15 protein-coding genes are annotated in these 17,201 nt (G+C 36.9%); 1 reads left to right on the top strand and 14 read right to left on the bottom strand.

Translation table 11 applies throughout. The features are described from left to right. The 7 genes from KHA94_RS01385 to KHA94_RS01355 all read right to left on the bottom strand — a co-directional run bounded on the left by KHA94_RS01385 (position 1) and on the right by KHA94_RS01355 (position 6,838). Entirely contained in the window at positions 1–849 is an 849-nt protein-coding gene (locus KHA94_RS01385) for a DUF2268 domain-containing putative Zn-dependent protease (protein WP_249365263.1), read from the bottom strand. A 165-nt stretch (positions 850–1,014) separates the two neighbouring features. Next, on the bottom strand, positions 1,015–2,253 hold the full coding sequence (gene fabF, locus KHA94_RS01380; RefSeq protein ID WP_213100375.1) for a beta-ketoacyl-ACP synthase II: 1,239 nt from the start codon (positions 2,251–2,253) through the stop codon (positions 1,015–1,017). 60 nt (positions 2,254–2,313) lie between these two features. Next, positions 2,314–3,246 (bottom strand): beta-ketoacyl-ACP synthase III, encoded by a 933-nt coding sequence (locus KHA94_RS01375; RefSeq protein ID WP_213100374.1) that lies wholly within the window; start codon positions 3,244–3,246, stop codon positions 2,314–2,316. Positions 3,247–3,886: 640 nt separating this feature from the next. Further along, on the bottom strand, positions 3,887–4,081 hold the full coding sequence (locus tag KHA94_RS01370) for a ComZ family protein (protein ID WP_213100373.1): 195 nt from the start codon (positions 4,079–4,081) through the stop codon (positions 3,887–3,889). Between the two features lie 27 nt (positions 4,082–4,108). Then, positions 4,109–5,068 carry a BMP family ABC transporter substrate-binding protein gene (locus KHA94_RS01365; protein WP_213101241.1) on the bottom strand — a complete coding sequence of 320 codons (960 nt, stop codon included), beginning with the start codon at positions 5,066–5,068 and terminating at the stop codon, positions 4,109–4,111. A gap of 118 nt (positions 5,069–5,186) precedes the next feature. Continuing rightward, positions 5,187–6,011, bottom strand: a complete 825-nt coding sequence (locus tag KHA94_RS01360; RefSeq protein WP_213100372.1) for a Rossmann-fold NAD(P)-binding domain-containing protein — start codon at positions 6,009–6,011, stop codon at positions 5,187–5,189. Between the two features lie 86 nt (positions 6,012–6,097). After that, positions 6,098–6,838, bottom strand: a complete 741-nt coding sequence (locus KHA94_RS01355; RefSeq protein ID WP_213100371.1) for a hydrolase — start codon at positions 6,836–6,838, stop codon at positions 6,098–6,100. Between the two features lie 332 nt (positions 6,839–7,170). Between KHA94_RS01355 and KHA94_RS01350 the strand changes: the two genes are divergently transcribed. Beyond that, positions 7,171–7,362 carry a DUF2929 family protein gene (locus KHA94_RS01350; protein ID WP_213100370.1) on the top strand — a complete coding sequence of 64 codons (192 nt, stop codon included), beginning with the start codon at positions 7,171–7,173 and terminating at the stop codon, positions 7,360–7,362. Positions 7,363–7,476: 114 nt separating this feature from the next. Here the strand turns inward: KHA94_RS01350 and clpB are convergent, their stop codons facing one another. From clpB to argB, 7 genes are all read right to left on the bottom strand, one after another. After that, positions 7,477–10,089, bottom strand: coding sequence for an ATP-dependent chaperone ClpB (gene clpB, locus KHA94_RS01345; RefSeq protein WP_213100369.1), 2,613 nt, complete (start codon positions 10,087–10,089; stop codon positions 7,477–7,479). Positions 10,090–10,396: 307 nt separating this feature from the next. After that, on the bottom strand, positions 10,397–10,576 hold the full coding sequence (locus KHA94_RS01340) for a YjzC family protein (RefSeq protein WP_213100368.1): 180 nt from the start codon (positions 10,574–10,576) through the stop codon (positions 10,397–10,399). 95 nt (positions 10,577–10,671) lie between these two features. After that, positions 10,672–11,628, bottom strand: a complete 957-nt coding sequence (gene argF, locus KHA94_RS01335) for an ornithine carbamoyltransferase (RefSeq protein ID WP_213100367.1) — start codon at positions 11,626–11,628, stop codon at positions 10,672–10,674. Positions 11,629–11,644: 16 nt separating this feature from the next. Further along, the gene (locus KHA94_RS01330) at positions 11,645–14,752 is read right to left on the bottom strand and encodes a carbamoyl phosphate synthase large subunit (protein ID WP_213100366.1); all 3,108 of its coding nucleotides are present in this window, start codon (positions 14,750–14,752) and stop codon (positions 11,645–11,647) included. Beyond that, positions 14,745–15,194, bottom strand: coding sequence for a carbamoyl-phosphate synthase domain-containing protein (locus KHA94_RS01325; RefSeq protein WP_213100365.1), 450 nt, complete (start codon positions 15,192–15,194; stop codon positions 14,745–14,747). The genes KHA94_RS01330 and KHA94_RS01325 overlap by 8 nt, the downstream gene beginning before the upstream one ends. A 73-nt stretch (positions 15,195–15,267) precedes the next feature. Beyond that, positions 15,268–16,425 carry an acetylornithine transaminase gene (locus KHA94_RS01320; RefSeq protein WP_213100364.1) on the bottom strand — a complete coding sequence of 386 codons (1,158 nt, stop codon included), beginning with the start codon at positions 16,423–16,425 and terminating at the stop codon, positions 15,268–15,270. After that, complete coding sequence (gene argB / locus KHA94_RS01315) at positions 16,422–17,195, bottom strand: acetylglutamate kinase (protein ID WP_213100363.1); 774 nt, start codon at positions 17,193–17,195, stop codon at positions 16,422–16,424. The genes KHA94_RS01320 and argB overlap by 4 nt, the downstream gene beginning before the upstream one ends. Between the last annotated feature and the right edge of the window lie 6 nt (positions 17,196–17,201).

The raw sequence follows: 17,201 nt of genomic DNA, 5'->3' as shown, positions 1-17,201 counted from the left end.
TCAAACATTATTTGGATGATTATTATTTTTTAAGCCCGTTATAAAGCGTTCAGACGGAAAAAGAAAAGAATCTTTTAATGTAAAATCAGTCTCCTCCTTGTACATGGAAACGATTTCATAACCCGAAGAGTATCCAAGCATTTTTGGGTAATATTTTTTTCCGAATAGAATTTCATCATGGAGTTGGGAATTCTGTTTTATCTTAATTTTCGGCTTCAAATACCTTTCCCAAAAATATAAAATATCTTTTCTAGAATAATAATTACACCATTTTGCCTTATACTTTTCCCCACAGCACTCCTCTACAGCATGTTCAGCAAGTCCTTCTAATATGATCGAGTCGAGCAATGTAAATGCCTCATTATTTTTTTTAAGATGATGAAGCCTGCAAACATGGTGGTATTCGTGTACAAAAAGAGCTTCTAGTTCCCTATCATCATCAAATGGTGATATAAATAGGAATAGTTTATCTTTAAAAGCTACGCCTGACTTATAATTATGAGTCTTAGAAAAAATAGAATTTTTCCCTTCAATCGGAAAAATGTATACTGGAATATTAGGACCTCGCCATTTTTTCTCGTATTTCCGCAAAATCCTTTCTGCCTTTCCCCAATAATCCCTTCTTTTAAGCTGCTCGAAGCATTCAAAGCTTCTCCTATTAGGTTTGTACATTCCAAATTTCTTTAAATATTGGTATATAGCACCTGATTTACCTTCTTCCTCTGAAAATACTTTCAATAGTCTTTCACAGATTTTAATGGGATTATTGAAATCCTCTTCAAGCCATTTATCTGTTCGAACTACCCCAAAGAAACCACCACCTATTCGATTTGCCATGCATGCAAACAAATTCTTTCATTCTAGTTTATGTGGTTTTATTTCTTCCGTTCTTGAAAATAAGGCCAAAAATAGTACTACCGAAATGGAGCATAACATCTAAAGGCAAACGAAACACAAAAGGGTTGTCTCTAAGTCGATAAATCGACTTAGAGACAACCCCATCTTATCAGGTTATTATTCGTATTTTTTAAATACAATTGTTGCGTTATGTCCGCCAAATCCTAATGAATTACTTAAAGCCGCTTTTATTTCTTTCTTTCTCGATTCGTTTGGAACATAATCCAAATCACATTCAGGATCTGGTGTCTCATGGTTAATGGTTGGCGGCAATTCACCTTCCTTCAAAGCTAAAACTGTAAAAATAGCTTCGACGCCGCCAGCTGCACCTAGAAGGTGGCCAGTCATTGATTTTGTTGAACTTACCGCAAGTTTATAAGCATGCTCACCGAATACTTCCTTAATCGCTAATGTTTCATATTTGTCATTATAGCCGGTGCTCGTGCCATGGGCATTCACATAATCAATTTCCTCCGGCTTTAAGTTACCATCTTGAATGGCCATATTCATAGCTCTTGCCCCGCCTTCTCCTGCAGGTGCCGGAGCAGTAATATGGTAAGCATCACCTGTTGCACCGTAACCGACAATCTCGGCATAAATTTTTGCACCTCGTGCAAGGGCATGCTCTAGTTCTTCTAAAACAACGATTCCTGCACCTTCTCCAATGACAAATCCATCCCTATTTTTATCAAATGGACGGCTTGCCGTTTTCGGATCAGGATTTGTAGAAAGGGCTGTATTTGCACAGAATCCTGCAACCGACATTTTCGTAATTGGTGCTTCAGCTCCACCTGATACCATCGCATCTGCATCCCCACGCTGGATTACTTTAAATGCATCACCAATAGAATTTGTTCCTGTTGCACATGCAGTAACTGTACAAGAGTTAAATCCTTTAGCCCCTAACGTAATAGATACTTGCCCTGTTGCCATATCAGGAATCATCATGGGAACAAAGAATGGGCTTACTCTTCTGTATCCTCGATTTAGAAATGTCTCATATTGATTTTCAAACGTCTCCATACCACCGATCCCAGAGCCAATCCATACACCGATGCGATGTGCGTTTTCTTCATTAATCGTTAAATTTGCATCTTTCACCGCCATTAATGAGGCAGCAACTGCATAATGAGTAAAGCGATCCATCTTTCTAGCATCTTTTTTATCGATAAATAATTCTGCATTAAAATCCTTTACCTCTGCAGCAACCTTAGCAGGATATTCATCTGCATTCAACCGTGTCAATGGACCGACTCCACTTACTCCAGCTAAAGCATTTTTCCAAGTTGTTTCAGCGTCATTTCCAAGCGGTGTTACAGCTCCAATACCTGTAATGACGACTCTTCTTTTATTCATGCTCATAATATCTCCTTTGCCATCTAGTTAGTAATCATTAATTTTTTATGAATAATGTTATTATCTTCCCCATCGTAAGGCAATGGCTCCCCATGTCAAGCCGCCGCCGAAGCCAACCATAACGATTAAATCATCATCCTTTACTTTACCAGCTTCCAACTCCTCAACAAGTGCAATTGGAATTGAAGACGAGGAAGTATTTCCATATTTATGAACTGTCTTTGACATTTTCTCCTCTGGCAGTTCAAGCCGTTGTCTAGCAGCTTCCATAATGCGAATATTCGCCTGATGAGGGATGAGTAAATCAACATCTTCTTTTGAAAGGCCAGCTTTTTCTAAAACATGGATACAGCTTTCTCCCATTTGACGGACTGCGAATTTAAAAACTTCACGACCGTTCATAATGATGTATTCGTCCTGATATAAATGCTTTGCTCCTGTTCCATCTGCACCAAGTTCAAAAGAAAGAATTCCTCTTCCTTCCGAAACCGGACCAATAATCGCTGCCCCTGCACCATCCCCAAATAAAACAGCTGTATTTCGGTCTTCCCAATCCGTAATTCTTGAAAGCTTTTCGACACCCACAACTAAGATATGTTTATAAGCTCCCGTTTCAATAAATTGTTTTGCTGTAATCATACCATACATGAAGCCTGCGCATGCAGCACTAATGTCCATCGCTGCAGCATTAAATGCACCTAACCTCTCCTGAAGGAAGCACGCAACGGATGGAAACGGATGATCTGATGTTACAGTTGCAACCAAGATTAAATCAATATCTTCAGGAGAAATGTTCGCGTTAGCTAAAGCGTTTTTAGCAGCTTCATATGCAAGATCCGATGTATTTGTGTCATCATCTGCAATTCTTCTTTCTTCGATACCTGTTCTCGTCCTAATCCATTCATCTGAAGTTTCAACCATTTTTTCTAAATCTTGATTAGTGAGAATTTTCTCAGGCAGACATCTGCCCATTCCTAAAATTCCTGCATTCATTGAGCCACTCCCTTTTCCTTATTCTGATTCCTGTTCGAGACAAGCTATTTTAATTAAGCATTTTTTCTATTTTATTATCAATTATTATGACTTGGTACTAATTTTATCAAATTAATAGGTTAGTTCGCAACCATTACTCTCTTTACTTTCAATCATTTTGCTGCATACATTTACCAAAACAAACAACATAGATTGATCGAAATTTAAATAATTAATTGGTCACCACCAACATTAATATTGCTGAACTGATGAACAAAATTGCTATTCTCGTCAATTCTGTAATCCTTGTATCATAAAGTTAGTCCCTATAGACCAAATTTTAAGAAAAAATTCATAAAGTGAAACTTCCATCAGTGTGGGTTTTTCGACGCACAGGACGTGCTAGTGCCGACGTTGCCACAGGACGTGGCGTTCTTAGTCGGCTTCCATCCCCCGCTGATGGTTAGTTGAACCAATCACGCTCAAAACGCCACGTCCTGTGGCTTTCGCCTGACTAGGACATCGTGTCCGTCGTCGGGCCTTTACGGGCAGTTGATCCCCACTTAGGTTTCTTTGATTCTCTCGTAACCTTGAAGTGGGGGTCTTACTGCCCGTTAATCTGCGATAAAAAACCGGCCTTCCTCGAAAAGACCGGTTCATTCTATTCCTTATCAGCAAGAGCATCTGCCTTGCCCATTTCATAGGCCTCGTTCATAACCTTAGTAAAAAGGTTCATGAAGGGCTGAATCATATCTAATGATAATTCAATACCCGCATTTTCTAATTGTTGTTTTGCTTCAGGTAAATGTTTCATCGCAATTTGCATAAATTCCATTGTTTTATCTGTTGATTGCATAGTAATTTTACCTCCTCAAAAGTTGCATTATTCGTTTGGTAGTTTTCCCGTTTTTTTATAATCTTCAATTGCTTTATTTATTTTTTCAATAAACTCTTGATCCACGTCAGAACTAAATTTTCCTAAAGTGATGACATCATCTTGAAAATCGAATGAAAGATTTCCAGATTTTAGTTCCCCTTTATCAAACATATCTGCCACTAATTCATATAGAACATCTACATGCTGCACCGTACTTGTTAATACTGCAGATTTTCCAAGATCTGATTGGTCCGATATATACCCAATAGCATAGTGTCCTTTTTCTTTGACCTCTTCAATAACGGGAACATTATAGCCATCCCCTGCTGGATAAACAACATCTACACCTTTTGCAAGTACTTTATCCAAAAGTTCAATCGCCTTTTTAACATTATCCCAATTACCAACATATTCAATTATGACATTAACGTTTTTATTCTCAAAATTTGCTCCTTCGTAAAAGCCTTCGATTTCAGGCTGCCACTCATAAGCAGCGATGATTCCAACGGTGTCTGTTTTTGTCATATGTCCAGCGATCATTCCGCCAAAAAAACCCATTGCATATGCTTCAAAATTTAAACTTGTTGTATTCGAGTTTTCAGCATTTCCGTTGAAGCTAACAAAATGAATATTTGGATACTTTGGAGAAATTTCATTAAAATATTCCGCATATTCATTTCCATGACCGAAAATGATGTTAACACCTTTCTGGTCAAATTCTTTAACAGCACGTTCCACAACCAATTGTGAATTCATGCCCTCTTTATAGTAAACATCTATATTATGGTGGGATTGAATCTTTAACATTCCTTTATAGCCCGTTGTTCCCCACACCTGATCATTAATAGTATCAGGGATTAGTAAGCCTGCTTTCTTAAGATTACCTGAAGACATTGCTTGTCCACAGGAGGCCAATAAAAGAAGGCATAAAAGAAGAATCCCAAATTGTGCAAATAATTTTTGCATCTCCCTTTGATCCGCCTCTCCGTAATAGCCGCATAATATTTTCATTTCACCATATTCATCCAACACTTTTTATTCTACCCTTAATAAGCAAAATTTGAAAAGACTTTTTTCCTATCCTTCATATTCGTCCTGCTTGCAATAACTTTAAATGCCGTTTTTGTTTTTCTATTCCTTCTGAAAAAAGGAAATGACTTTTAACTATTATTATATTTATATGCGTGGTATTAAGTGTCCCATTGTGATGTTTAAATTTATCTTCCTCATTGGGAATAGAAAGGTAATCTGCACATTTCCTCCAATGATTTGGATCCTCACTTTTAAGAATACTAGAAGCTGACGTTTTTTCCGCCAACATTAAAATAGGATCTACAATATCTTCAATGTATAGTGTATCGTGGAACCATTCACGATCATTTATTGAAATCCTTGTATCAGGAATCATGCTTTTTAATAAGTATTGCTGAAATATAAATGCGCTTGATTGCCATGGACCATATATGGAAGGGAGATAGATACGATGACTGATAGCTTCTTTTTGAAGGATATGATCGATTTTGTCACTCATTTGTTGAAGCCATTGAACAGGTAGAAGGGAAACAACTCGTGAATCTGTTTCTATTATATTTTTTTCGTTATTTATTAAATAGGTTTCAAGCAAATGGAGTTTTTCGAAAAAATCAGTATGGCGATTGATGAAATAGTCATAAAAATCTATAAGGATTAGTGTTTGTTCACTAATGCTGTCACAGTTTAGCCAGTCTGAAAATGCTTCTTCTTTAAAGTTTGCATTCCTTCCTATTTCCAAGCGTTTTTCTATTAGAATTGCATCATCCTCACCATTATCTAAATGAACTCCTGTTACTTCGTATCCCCTCTCTAATAAAGTCTGACAAAAATGAAATCCTAAAAATTCGAATGCTCCAATGATAACTGCACTGTCCAAAAAAATCCCCCCATACCATTCTAAAGAGTATCCTATGTTTCATCACATTTAATTATTTCTTATTTGATTTCAGCATATGAGAATGATTATAATGTCATTTCATTTTTTTTCATAAAATGAACGATTTGGAAACCAATGGATTGCTTTTTTTCAGGCAATAAGAAGCAAATGGATACAGGAGGCTCTTTTTCCTTCCATTTTTCTAATAGACTCTTTATATGTTTAGATTGGTTATATGTCCTTGCATTTGACAAAATATGAATGATTCTTACTGGTATATTCCCTGTATCCTCAAAACATTCCTTTTTGTTCTTTATTTCATTTTCAACTTTCGGTAAATCTATTTGAAATGCAGTGGCAATTTCTTTTAATAAGTTTTTATAAAAAAATTTATGCTCTTTTTCCATTTCCAAATGGTCTTTAAGGGATATAATTGGGTTTATTAATACACATGTGCGAATAAAACCGGGACCCATTTCATCCATTAATTTTAAAGCAATTAATGCCCCCATTCCTTCTGCAAGCAAATGAATTTTTCCATTTAAAATTTCCGAACGAATCACATGCTCATACAATCTTCTTGCTAATCTTACTGCCTTATCGTTCCCCCAATTCTTTCCATATAAATTGGAATAAAAAATCGTATAGCCCGATTCTTTAAATTTTTTCAATAACTCTATTTTCCCCTCGTTCTGTGTCCAAAAACTTCCTTTATCAGTTACAAAGTGCTTTTCATCACCGATGATTAGGATACCGAAACCATTTGGCTTATTAGGATAATGGATCATATTCCACTCGGTATCCAATTTAAAGTTCCGGCTTTCCATTTTTATTTACTCCTTTACGCCATAGTTCATAATAATGTATGAAGGTTCACATAAAATGAACGGGGATTTGCCTAAATTTTCATAGAAACTATCTGATTATTTACCCCTATGGGTAATTTTATCCCGATTTTGATTCGAGCTTGCTTGATTACTCTCCTTATAATATCTGTGTCATCTGTGGCATCCGTAGGAGGCTTTAGTTTAATTCAGCATGAAATTGGACTTTATCCAAAAAATTGCATAAAGTTAATATCAATTTCAGTATAGACGTTTATTAATTATGCACCATATGGTAATATGATAAGGGATTTTAAAATGTTGAGGTGAGAAAGATGAGATTCTTTTGGACATTTTTCTGGACTTTTCTACTTGTTCAAATGGTAACTTACGTTGTTAGTTCAATGATTGCTGTTTCTTATGATTTTAAAACTGCTTCTATACTTGGAGTAGCATTAACACTTTTAATTTTTGTTGTAACTTCCATAATTCCTGCTGGACCAACTGAAAAAGAGGGTTTACATTAAGAAATTCGTAATCCCCTTTGCAACAATCAAAGTTCAGATTGTTCCGAAGGCGCTGGATTTAGACAATGAAAAGTACTAGTTCCTTTTGAAGCTAGTAAAAAGTCATCCTGATTCTCAGGATGACTTTTTTTCATGAATGCTCAAGTCGACTTCACCGTTATCGATTGAAATATTAACTTCAGAATTATCTTTAATTTGCCCAGCAATGATTTTTTTAGCCAATATCGTTTCGACATTTCTTTGAATATAGCGTTTTAACGGTCTTGCACCATAGATTGGATCAAATCCATTTTCAGCAATAAAAACTTTTGCATCATCTGTAATATTTAATTGAATATGTTGATCAGATAATCGAGCTTGGAGCTGATCGATTAGCTTTGCAACAATCTCTTTAATATTATTTATAGAAAGAGGCTTGAATAAAATGATCTCATCTACTCTATTTAAAAACTCTGGACGGAAGTGACCTCGTAAATGCCCCATCACTTTATTCCGAGTTTCTTCATTTATATGTTCTTCTACACTAACGCGTTCAAGCAGGAATTGTGACCCAATATTAGAGGTCATGATGATGACTGTATTTTTAAAGTCTACCGTTCTTCCTTGTGAGTCCGTAATTCTTCCATCATCAAGCATTTGTAGGAGAATATTAAAAACCTCAGGATGAGCCTTTTCAATTTCATCTAGCAATATAACCGAATATGGCTTCCTGCGGACCGCTTCAGTCAACTGGCCGCCCTCTTCGTATCCAACATATCCTGGAGGGGCACCAATCAATCTTGAAACAGCATGCTTCTCCATATATTCAGACATATCGATGCGAATCATTTGTTCATCACTATCAAACAGGCTTTGTGCTAACGCCTTCGCTAGCTCCGTCTTCCCTACACCTGTTGGGCCAAGAAAAATGAATGAACCGATTGGACGGTTTGGATCTTTGATTCCCGCTCTTGCACGAAGGACTGCATCAGAAACAAGCTGAACCGCTTCATCTTGCCCAATAACACGTTCATGCAAGATGCTTTCTAATCGTAAAAGCTTATCTCGTTCACCTTCCACAAGCTTAACAACGGGAATACCTGTCCATCTTGCGACGATATTAGCAATTTCTTCTTCCGTTACTACTTCTCTTAATAGTCTTTCCCCTTCATTCTCATTCACTTCCTGCTCAAGCTGTTTTAATTCTTTTTCTAGTGCAGGAATTTTTCCATGACGGAGCTCTGCAGCTTTATTTAAATTATATTCATTTTCTGCTTCTTCAAGCTCACGGCGCATTTTTTCAAGTATCTCTCTTTTTTCTTGCACCTTTTGAATACCTTCTTTTTCAAGCTGCCATTTGGCCTTCATTGTATAAGCTTTTTCCTTTTGTTCTGCCAATTCCTTTTGTAAGGACAACAGCCTTGATTTACTTGCCTCGTCACTTTCTTTCCTCAATGCCGCTTCTTCAATTTCAAGCTGCATAACTCTTCTCGTCACTTCATCTAACTCTGAAGGCATTGAATCAATTTCTGTTCTGATCATTGCACATGCTTCGTCAACTAAATCAATGGCCTTATCTGGAAGAAATCGATCAGAAATGTATCTGTCAGATAATGTAACTGCAGCAACTAAGGCCCGATCATGAATATTTACTCCATGATGGATTTCATATCTTTCTTTTAATCCTCTCAAAATGGAAATGGAATCCTCCACATTTGGCTCCTGAACGAGTACTTGCTGAAATCGCCTTTCTAACGCAGGATCCTTTTCAATGTATTTTCTATGCTCATCTAATGTAGTCGCACCGATACAATGTAGTTCACCTCGAGCGAGCATAGGCTTCAGCATATTTCCCGCATCCATGGCTCCTTCTGTTTTCCCTGCTCCTACAATGGTATGAATCTCATCAATAAATAGAAGAATTCGTCCTTCACTTTTTCTAATTTCATTTAAAACAGCTTTGAGGCGCTCTTCAAATTCCCCTCTAAATTTCGCTCCAGCTATTAGGGCGCTCATATCAAGAGAAAAAATTGTTTTATCCTTTAATCCTTCAGGCACATCTCTACGTACAATTCTTTGAGCCAATCCTTCCACTATCGCAGTTTTACCAACACCAGGCTCTCCTATTAATACTGGATTATTCTTTGTTTTTCTTGAAAGAATTCTGATTACATTCCTGATTTCACTATCCCTTCCTATTACAGGATCAACCTTTCCAGCCTTTACTTCTGCGACTAAATCCCTGCCATATTTTTTTAATGAATCATATGTAGCTTCTGGATTTTGAGATGCCACTCTTTGATTCCCCCTTATATCTTTAATTGCTAGCTCCAGCGTTTCCCTATTCACACCTATTTGCTTTAAAATATCCGCAACGTCTGATTTTGATAAAATAGCGGCAAGTAAAATATGTTCAACTGAGAGGTAATCGTCACCAAGATCCTTCATGATTGAATCTGCTTCAGCTAATATCCGTTGTAGATTCCCTGTAATATACAGCTTTCCTTGCTCAATCCCAGTACCAGATACTTGCGGTTTTTTTCTTAAAAGCTGCTGCAGATCACTAACTAATTTGTCAGTCGAAACATGTATTTTTTGCAGAATTGATGTCATCAAACTATTGTCTTGTTCTAAAAGTGCTAAAAATAAGTGGACGTCGTCTACCTCTTGATGATGCTCTCGGATAGCAATATTTTGCGCAGTCATGAAGCCATCCTGCATCCGTTCTGTCATTTTGTTAATATCCATGCTTTTCCTCCTTTTTAAAAAGCTGGCGCTCAAAGCTAGATAATGATTCTGACCTTTTTTGACCTTTGTGTATATTATAGCATATGTAAGGCCACCCATAAAAGGATGGCCAATGTAAGTTCATTCATTTTTGTAAATACTTTCACTTTTCTTTTTTATCCCGCATTAACGGGCAGTAATACTCCCACCTCAAAATTCAGCGAAAGCAAAGAAGTTAGGTGGGAGATAAACTGCCCGTAAATGCCCGATTGGTTCAACTAATAATCAGTAGGGGATGAAGAAAACCCCCACTGATTAAAGTTTCACTTTACGGCTTTCTTTGATACGTCCAAACACGATTGTGATTTGCGTTTTCTGGAAACCGGTCCCCTGCTTTTAGCCTAATCATTTGTGGATTGTTTACATTGCTTCCTGTTTCCCCAACTTCAATATAAACTCCATTATTAGGCGCTTTCTGTCCAGGTCTAAATTGTCGATTTTGTCCCATAGTTTATGCCCCTCCTTTATTACTAATATTATTTCCAAGTTCAAAAATCATCATGAAAACATCTTTTTCCATTCTTTATTGACTTTTCAAACATTCTACATTATTTCTGATAGAAGTGCTTTTTGCACATGAAGTCTATTTCCAGCCTGTTGAAAAACAGCTGAATTTGGTCCATCAATGACATCTGCTGATACTTCTTCCCCTCTGTGAGCAGGCAAACAATGAAGAAAAATGAAGTCATCTTTCGCATTTTGTACAAGACTTTCATTTACTTGAAAGCTTGAAAAAACCTTTAGTCTCTGTTTGTTTTCTGATTCCTGCCCCATACTTGTCCAGACATCCGTATAAATAGCGTCTGCGCCATTCACAGCTTCTGCAGCATTGTTTGTAATCGTCACGTTAGAACCGCTTCCAGTAGCAAATTCCTTCGCCGTCTTCACAATTTCTTTTTTAGGCTCATAACCAACAGGACAGGCAATCGTAATGTCCATGCCTATTTTTGAAGCAGCAATCATTAAGGAATGAGCCACATTATTTCCATCACCTACATATACAAGCTTTAATCCAGGAAGATCGCCTTTTTTCTCCTGAAGAGTTAATAAATCTGCAAGTGCCTGGCATGGGTGAAATAGATCTGTTAAACCATTAATGACTGGAACTGTTGCATGGTAGGCAAGTTCTTCAATTGTATGATGGGAAAAGGTGCGAATCATAATCGCATCAACATAATGTGAGAGCACCTTAGCTGTATCAGCAATAGACTCTCCTCTTCCTAATTGCAAGTCTTGACTGTTTAAATATAAGGCATTACCGCCTAATTGAAGCATACCTGCCTCAAATGATACTCTTGTTCGTGTCGAAGATTTCTCAAAAATCATTCCCAATATTTTTCCTTTCAGAGGTGTAGAATGATATCCAAGTAAAGACGCACTTTTTAGCTTTTTTGCTTTTAATAGTAAGCCATTAATAACCTCAGGGGAAAAATCAGCTAATGTTAAAAAATTCTTACCTTTTATATTTATTTTGTTTTCATCAGCTTGAATTGAAATCAAAATGTCTTCACTCCCTTTAAATTAAACTTTTACTTATTTTTTCTTGCCAATCATGAATGGAACGAACGTCCCAATCCTTTATTTTCATTGATTGCAATAATGCAATAAATGTTTCCTTTTCAGTAAACGTAAGAAGCCGATTCCTAACAGCAATCTCTCTCATTTTAATGTCTTCATCACTTTGATTTGGATTATAGAGGACAATCGTTTCATTTTCAGTTATAGTTTGATCCATCGTTTTTGTATGCACTGGGATGATTCCAGATTGAATAGCAAGCGATGATAACTCATTCTTTTCTTCTACATCAGCAATGATAACTTTCGTGATTTCTTTTTGGTTTATGGTAGTATGAAAGGATTTTCTCATTGCTTCGTTAAAGCTAGATGCTATTGATATTCCTTCCCCTGTTGATTTCATTTCTGGTCCTACTTTCGAATCAAGCCCCTTTAATGCGTAATTGGAAAAAACAGGGTATTTAACACATATAAATTCCCACTTCTTATCAAAAGGCAATATATCTTTCGACAAATGATATTTCCCGAGCAATATCTTTGTCGCAATTTGAACAAGTGGAACATTGCTTACCTTACTAATAATGGGTGCAGTTCTACTTGCACGAGGATTTATTTCCAATAAATAAACTTTATCACCCTGTATGATAAATTGGATATTCATAAGACCTTTGTATTGTAGCTTTTGAACAATAATTTTACCATAATTAACCATTTTATCTTGAGCTTTTTTTGATAGATTAATCGGTGGCAAAACGGACATACTATCACCAGAATGGACGCCTGTTTTTTCAATATGCTCCATGATAGCTGGAACACAGATATTTTTCCCATCTGCTGCTAGGTCGAGTTCAGCTTCTAAAGCATGAAGGAATTTATCTACAAGAATTGGATATGAAATATTTCCTTTTTGAAGATATTGTTCGAACTCGTATTGGCTGTTCATTAACTCCATCCCTCTACCGCCAATAACATAGGACGGGCGAACTAATATAGGAAACCCAATTTTTTGAACAGCCTTTGTCAGCTCATCTTTAGAAAAAGCAATTTCTCCCTCAATATGTGGAATCTTAAGTTCATCAAGCAATTGGTAAAAACTTTTTCTATCTTCGAGGATATCAATCGTTTTTGAGTTCGTTCCTAATAATGAAATTCCATATTCCTCAATCTCTGCAGCAAGATTCAATGCTGTTTGACCACCAAGCTGTACAATAACTTCTGTAATACCTTCCGCTTCGATCACATTTAATATCGCTTCAATTGTAAGTGGTTCAAAATAGAGGCGATCTGCTGTTGTATAATCCGTACTGACCGTTTCTGGATTATTATTGATCATGATTGTTTCTATACCTTCTTCTTTCAAAGCAAATACACCTTGAACGGAACAGTAGTCAAATTCAATTCCTTGGCCAATTCGTATTGGCCCGCTGCCAATAATAAGCACTTTCCTATTCTCACTTTTTACTTGTTCATTTTCCCCAAAATAGCTCGAATAAAAATAATTAGATTCAGTCTCATAAGCTCCAGCGCATGAATCGACTGATTTATATACCGGAAGAACTCCATGAATTTTTCGCAAATTCCTTATTTCCTTTTCCGTCACTTTCCATTCATACGCTAAATAGTTATCACTAAAACCTTTTTCCTTGAAAAGCTGCAGTTCCTCATTCGTAACCTTTAACAGAGAAAGTGAGGAGATTTGATTTTCTAATTTTACTAATTGCCTAAAGGATCGCAGGAATAAATAATCGATTTTCGTTTTTTCATGTAAATCCTGTAATGTATATCCACGTCTGATTAGCTCAAATATAATAAAAAATCTTTCATCTGTTTGCTGTGCAAGAAGAAACTCTAATTGATCATTTGTTTTATTGGTTATATCAGGCATTTTTAAGTCACTGGAGTGAAGTTCAAGAGAATGGACAGCTTTTAATAGAGCCCTCTCAAAATTTCTGTCAATTCCCATCACTTCTCCAGTTGCCTTCATCTGTGTTCCAAGCTTGCGATCAGCAGAAGGAAATTTATCAAATGTCCACTTTGGAAATTTCACGACGACATAATCAAGCTCAGGTTCAAAATTCTCAAATGTCTGGCCTGTAAATGGATTGATTATTTCTGATAATGTGTATCCGACTGCTAGCTTCGTGGCTATACGTGCAATTGGATATCCAGTTGCCTTTGAAGCAAGAGCTGAAGAGCGACTAACTCTTGGATTAACCTCAATTAAATAATATTTTTTACTAAATGGATCCAAGGCGAATTGAATATTACATCCGCCAATAATCCCTAGAGCCGAGATAATTTTAATGGATGCAGATCTTAGCATGTGAACTTCTTCATGTGTTAGTGTTTGCGTGGGGGCTACTACAATGGAATCACCAGTATGAATTCCTACTGGATCAATATTCTCCATATTACAGATGGTAATACAATTATTTTGTGAGTCCCTCATCGCTTCAAACTCTATTTCTTTAAATCCAGCGATGCTTTTCTCGATCAAGCATTGATGAATTGCACTTTCACTTAAGCCTCCTTGAACGAGTGAGATTAGCTCATGTTCGTTATTGGCAATGCCTCCTCCTGTTCCCCCAAGTGTATAGGCAGGACGCACGATAATAGGAAAGCCTATTTCATTTGCAAAAGTTAGAGCATTTTCTATATCGTGAACGATTTCGCTTTCAGGCACTGGTTCTCCAAGTACCTTCATTAGCTTTCGAAAGGCCTCGCGATCCTCTCCATTCTTTATTGATTCTATTGAACTTCCAAGAAGCATTATTTTATAGCGATCTAAAATTCCTTCTTTATTTAGCTGAAAAGCCAAATTTAAACCTGTTTGACCACCTAATGTAGCTAGAAGTCCATCTGGTCTTTCTTTTTCAATAATTTTTTCCAAGCTATCAACCGTTAAGGGCTCAAAATATATTTGATCTGCAAATGTTTGATCAGTCATAATGGTTGCAGGGTTATTATTAACAAGAATGACTTTATAGCCCTCTTCCTTAAGAGCTGCACATGCCTGTGTCCCAGCATAATCAAATTCCGCTGCCTGGCCAATTACAATCGGACCTGATCCAATTACTAGAATCGAGTGAATACTGGGGTCTTTAGGCATACCCAACCACACTCCTTTTCTCTGTTTTTTGATGTTCTGTACTGGAAATAATCGCAATAGCCGATACTTGATTCCGAATTTTTTTTGCAATTGCTCTCGTATCCATATGAACAAGCATAGGAATATTCCACTTCTGCAAATATTCATTAAGCGTATATTCAGACTCGTAATGCGAAGGGGACAAACACTCTTCATAAACAATCATGCCGGCCAAATAAGGTCTTTTATAAGAAAAATCATTTTTCGTGATGCCACAATTTCCTAAAATGGGGCAAGTAAAGACAACAATTTTATCTTCATAAGAAGGATCTGTAAGTAACTCTTCATAGCCAGTCATACCTGTAAATAATACGATTTCCCCCATTATGTCTTTATTAGGCGGTTCTGTAGCCCAACGACCCTTGAAGCACTGTCCGCTATTCAAATGCAAATATCCTTCCATGTTTCACCTCATATGATTTGTATATTTATTTGTTTACCTACATGTTTATGCATAAATATGAAAAAGAATCAGCCTACACGGCTGTCTTTGAAAAATGAATTACGGCTTCTTGAATGATGTTTACTGCTTCATCTATTTCCTCAGTAACTACTGTCAATGGGGGCAATAATCGAACAACATTATTCCCTGCAGGCAGTGCTAGCAATCCCATTTCCCTTAGCTTTTTTAATAGTGTCGGTAAATCAATAATAGTTTCAATTCCAATCATCATACCAAGCTGCCTTATTTCCAATATTTCAGGAATTAATTGAAGACTAATTGACAGTTTCTCAAGCAGGTATTGGCTTTTATGCTCCACTTGCTTCAAAAACTCTTCACAAAAAATGGTCTCCATGGTTGCAATCGAAGCAGAAATGGATAATGGATTTCCGCCAAATGTTGATCCATGGCTTCCGGGACCGAATACAGATTCAAGTTCCTTCCTCCCAATCACTGCTCCAATTGGCAATCCATTTCCTAATCCTTTTGCAGAGGTAATGATATCCGGTGCTAATTGAAAATGTTGGAATGCAAACGGTTTGGCGGTCCTGCCGATCCCCGTTTGGATTTCATCAATGATAAAGAGAGCTCCGTACTCTTTACATAGATGCTCAACTTCACTTAAAAACTCTCTTTCTCCAATATGAATACCGCCTTCGCCTTGAACTATCTCGACCATAATAGCAGCTGTTTCTGAATTCACTTCTTGTTTTAGCGCATCAATATCATTATAAGGAACATAAATAAATGTTTCTAACATTGGTCCGTATCCTGTTTTGATCTTATCTTGACCAGTTGCAGACATTGCAGCAAAAGTACGGCCGTGAAAGGAGTTATGAAACGTAATAATTTTCGTTCGACCAGTCGCTTTTCTAGCTAGTTTTATTGCTGCTTCATTCGCTTCTGCTCCGCTATTAGCAAAGAACACCAATTCCATTTCCGCGGCATCTGCTAATAGCTTTGCAGCCACTTCCTGCTCTTCTTGAATAAATAAGTTTGAGACATGCCAGAAACGAATAAGCTGCTTGCTAACGGCATGATGAACAGCCTCTGGACGATGCCCAAGATTGCAAACACCAATACCAGATGTAAAGTCAATATATCTTTTTCCATCTTTATCAATAATGATGCTGCCTTCGGCGAAATCTGGCTCAATCTCCCAACGTGAATAAGTAGGAAATAAATGGCTCATTGTAAAACCCTCTCTTTTGCAAGTATTTCTGTTCCGATCCATTCTGATCCTTCAAAAAACTTCTTTTCTCCAGAAACAATCATCACACTATGAAGACCTTTTTCAATTGCGGATATCGCGGATTTAACCTTAGGAATCATGCCGCCCGTTATTTTTTCTTCAGTAATATATCTTTGGACTTCAGCTGTATCGGTTTGTTGAATTAGCTTGCCATCAATCATAATTCCATCTACATCTGTGACAAAAATGCATTTTTCGGCTTGTAGGGCGTTAGCAATTGCTGCAGCAGCAAAATCGGCATTTATATTAAGCTTAATTCCATTTTCAGTCACAGCAATAGGAGTAATAACTGGTATATATTTTTCACGTAAAAGCAAAGACACTATACGAAGGTTGATTTTCACTACTTCACCAACAAAACCAAGCCTCTCTTGATCAATAAATCTCCCCTGTAAAAATTTGCTGTCACTGCCATTCAATCCGAAAGCATTTAATCCAGTAGATTCAAGGTTTGATACAAGCTTCCTATTTGTATGACCTGACAAAACCATTTCCACAATCTCCATTGCTTTTGCAGTTGTCTTACGTAAACCATCTGCAAATTCATGTGGAATCTGGAATAAATCAAGCATCCTATTAATATCTGGTCCTCCACCGTGCACAAATATAAGCTGATACCCGTTGCTCTCTAATTCTTTAAGACTTTCAAAAAATGTTGGTGCTAGCTTATCCATCACACTTCCACCGCATTTTATTAGAATGGTTTTCATGCGATT

The organism is Cytobacillus citreus, assembly GCF_018343665.1.
In the GTDB taxonomy this organism is placed as follows: domain Bacteria; phylum Bacillota; class Bacilli; order Bacillales; family Cytobacillaceae; genus Cytobacillus; species Cytobacillus citreus.
Note: the sequence above shows the minus strand (reverse complement) of the source record. Positions and strands in the feature narration are given on the sequence as shown.

Coding starts and splice junctions, on each gene's coding strand:
- fabF (WP_213100375.1), bottom strand. CDS start 2,253: ATGAATAAAAGAAGAGTCGTCATTACAGGTATTGGAGCTGTAACACCG.
- KHA94_RS01375 (WP_213100374.1), bottom strand. CDS start 3,246: ATGAATGCAGGAATTTTAGGAATGGGCAGATGTCTGCCTGAGAAAATT.
- KHA94_RS01370 (WP_213100373.1), bottom strand. CDS start 4,081: ATGCAATCAACAGATAAAACAATGGAATTTATGCAAATTGCGATGAAA.
- KHA94_RS01365 (WP_213101241.1), bottom strand. CDS start 5,068: ATGCAAAAATTATTTGCACAATTTGGGATTCTTCTTTTATGCCTTCTT.
- KHA94_RS01355 (WP_213100371.1), bottom strand. CDS start 6,838: ATGGAAAGCCGGAACTTTAAATTGGATACCGAGTGGAATATGATCCAT.
- KHA94_RS01350 (WP_213100370.1), top strand. CDS start 7,171: ATGAGATTCTTTTGGACATTTTTCTGGACTTTTCTACTTGTTCAAATG.
- clpB (WP_213100369.1), bottom strand. CDS start 10,089: ATGGATATTAACAAAATGACAGAACGGATGCAGGATGGCTTCATGACT.
- KHA94_RS01340 (WP_213100368.1), bottom strand. CDS start 10,576: ATGGGACAAAATCGACAATTTAGACCTGGACAGAAAGCGCCTAATAAT.
- KHA94_RS01330 (WP_213100366.1), bottom strand. CDS start 14,752: ATGCCTAAAGACCCCAGTATTCACTCGATTCTAGTAATTGGATCAGGT.
- KHA94_RS01325 (WP_213100365.1), bottom strand. CDS start 15,194: ATGGAAGGATATTTGCATTTGAATAGCGGACAGTGCTTCAAGGGTCGT.
- KHA94_RS01320 (WP_213100364.1), bottom strand. CDS start 16,425: ATGAGCCATTTATTTCCTACTTATTCACGTTGGGAGATTGAGCCAGAT.
- argB (WP_213100363.1), bottom strand. CDS start 17,195: ATGAAAACCATTCTAATAAAATGCGGTGGAAGTGTGATGGATAAGCTA.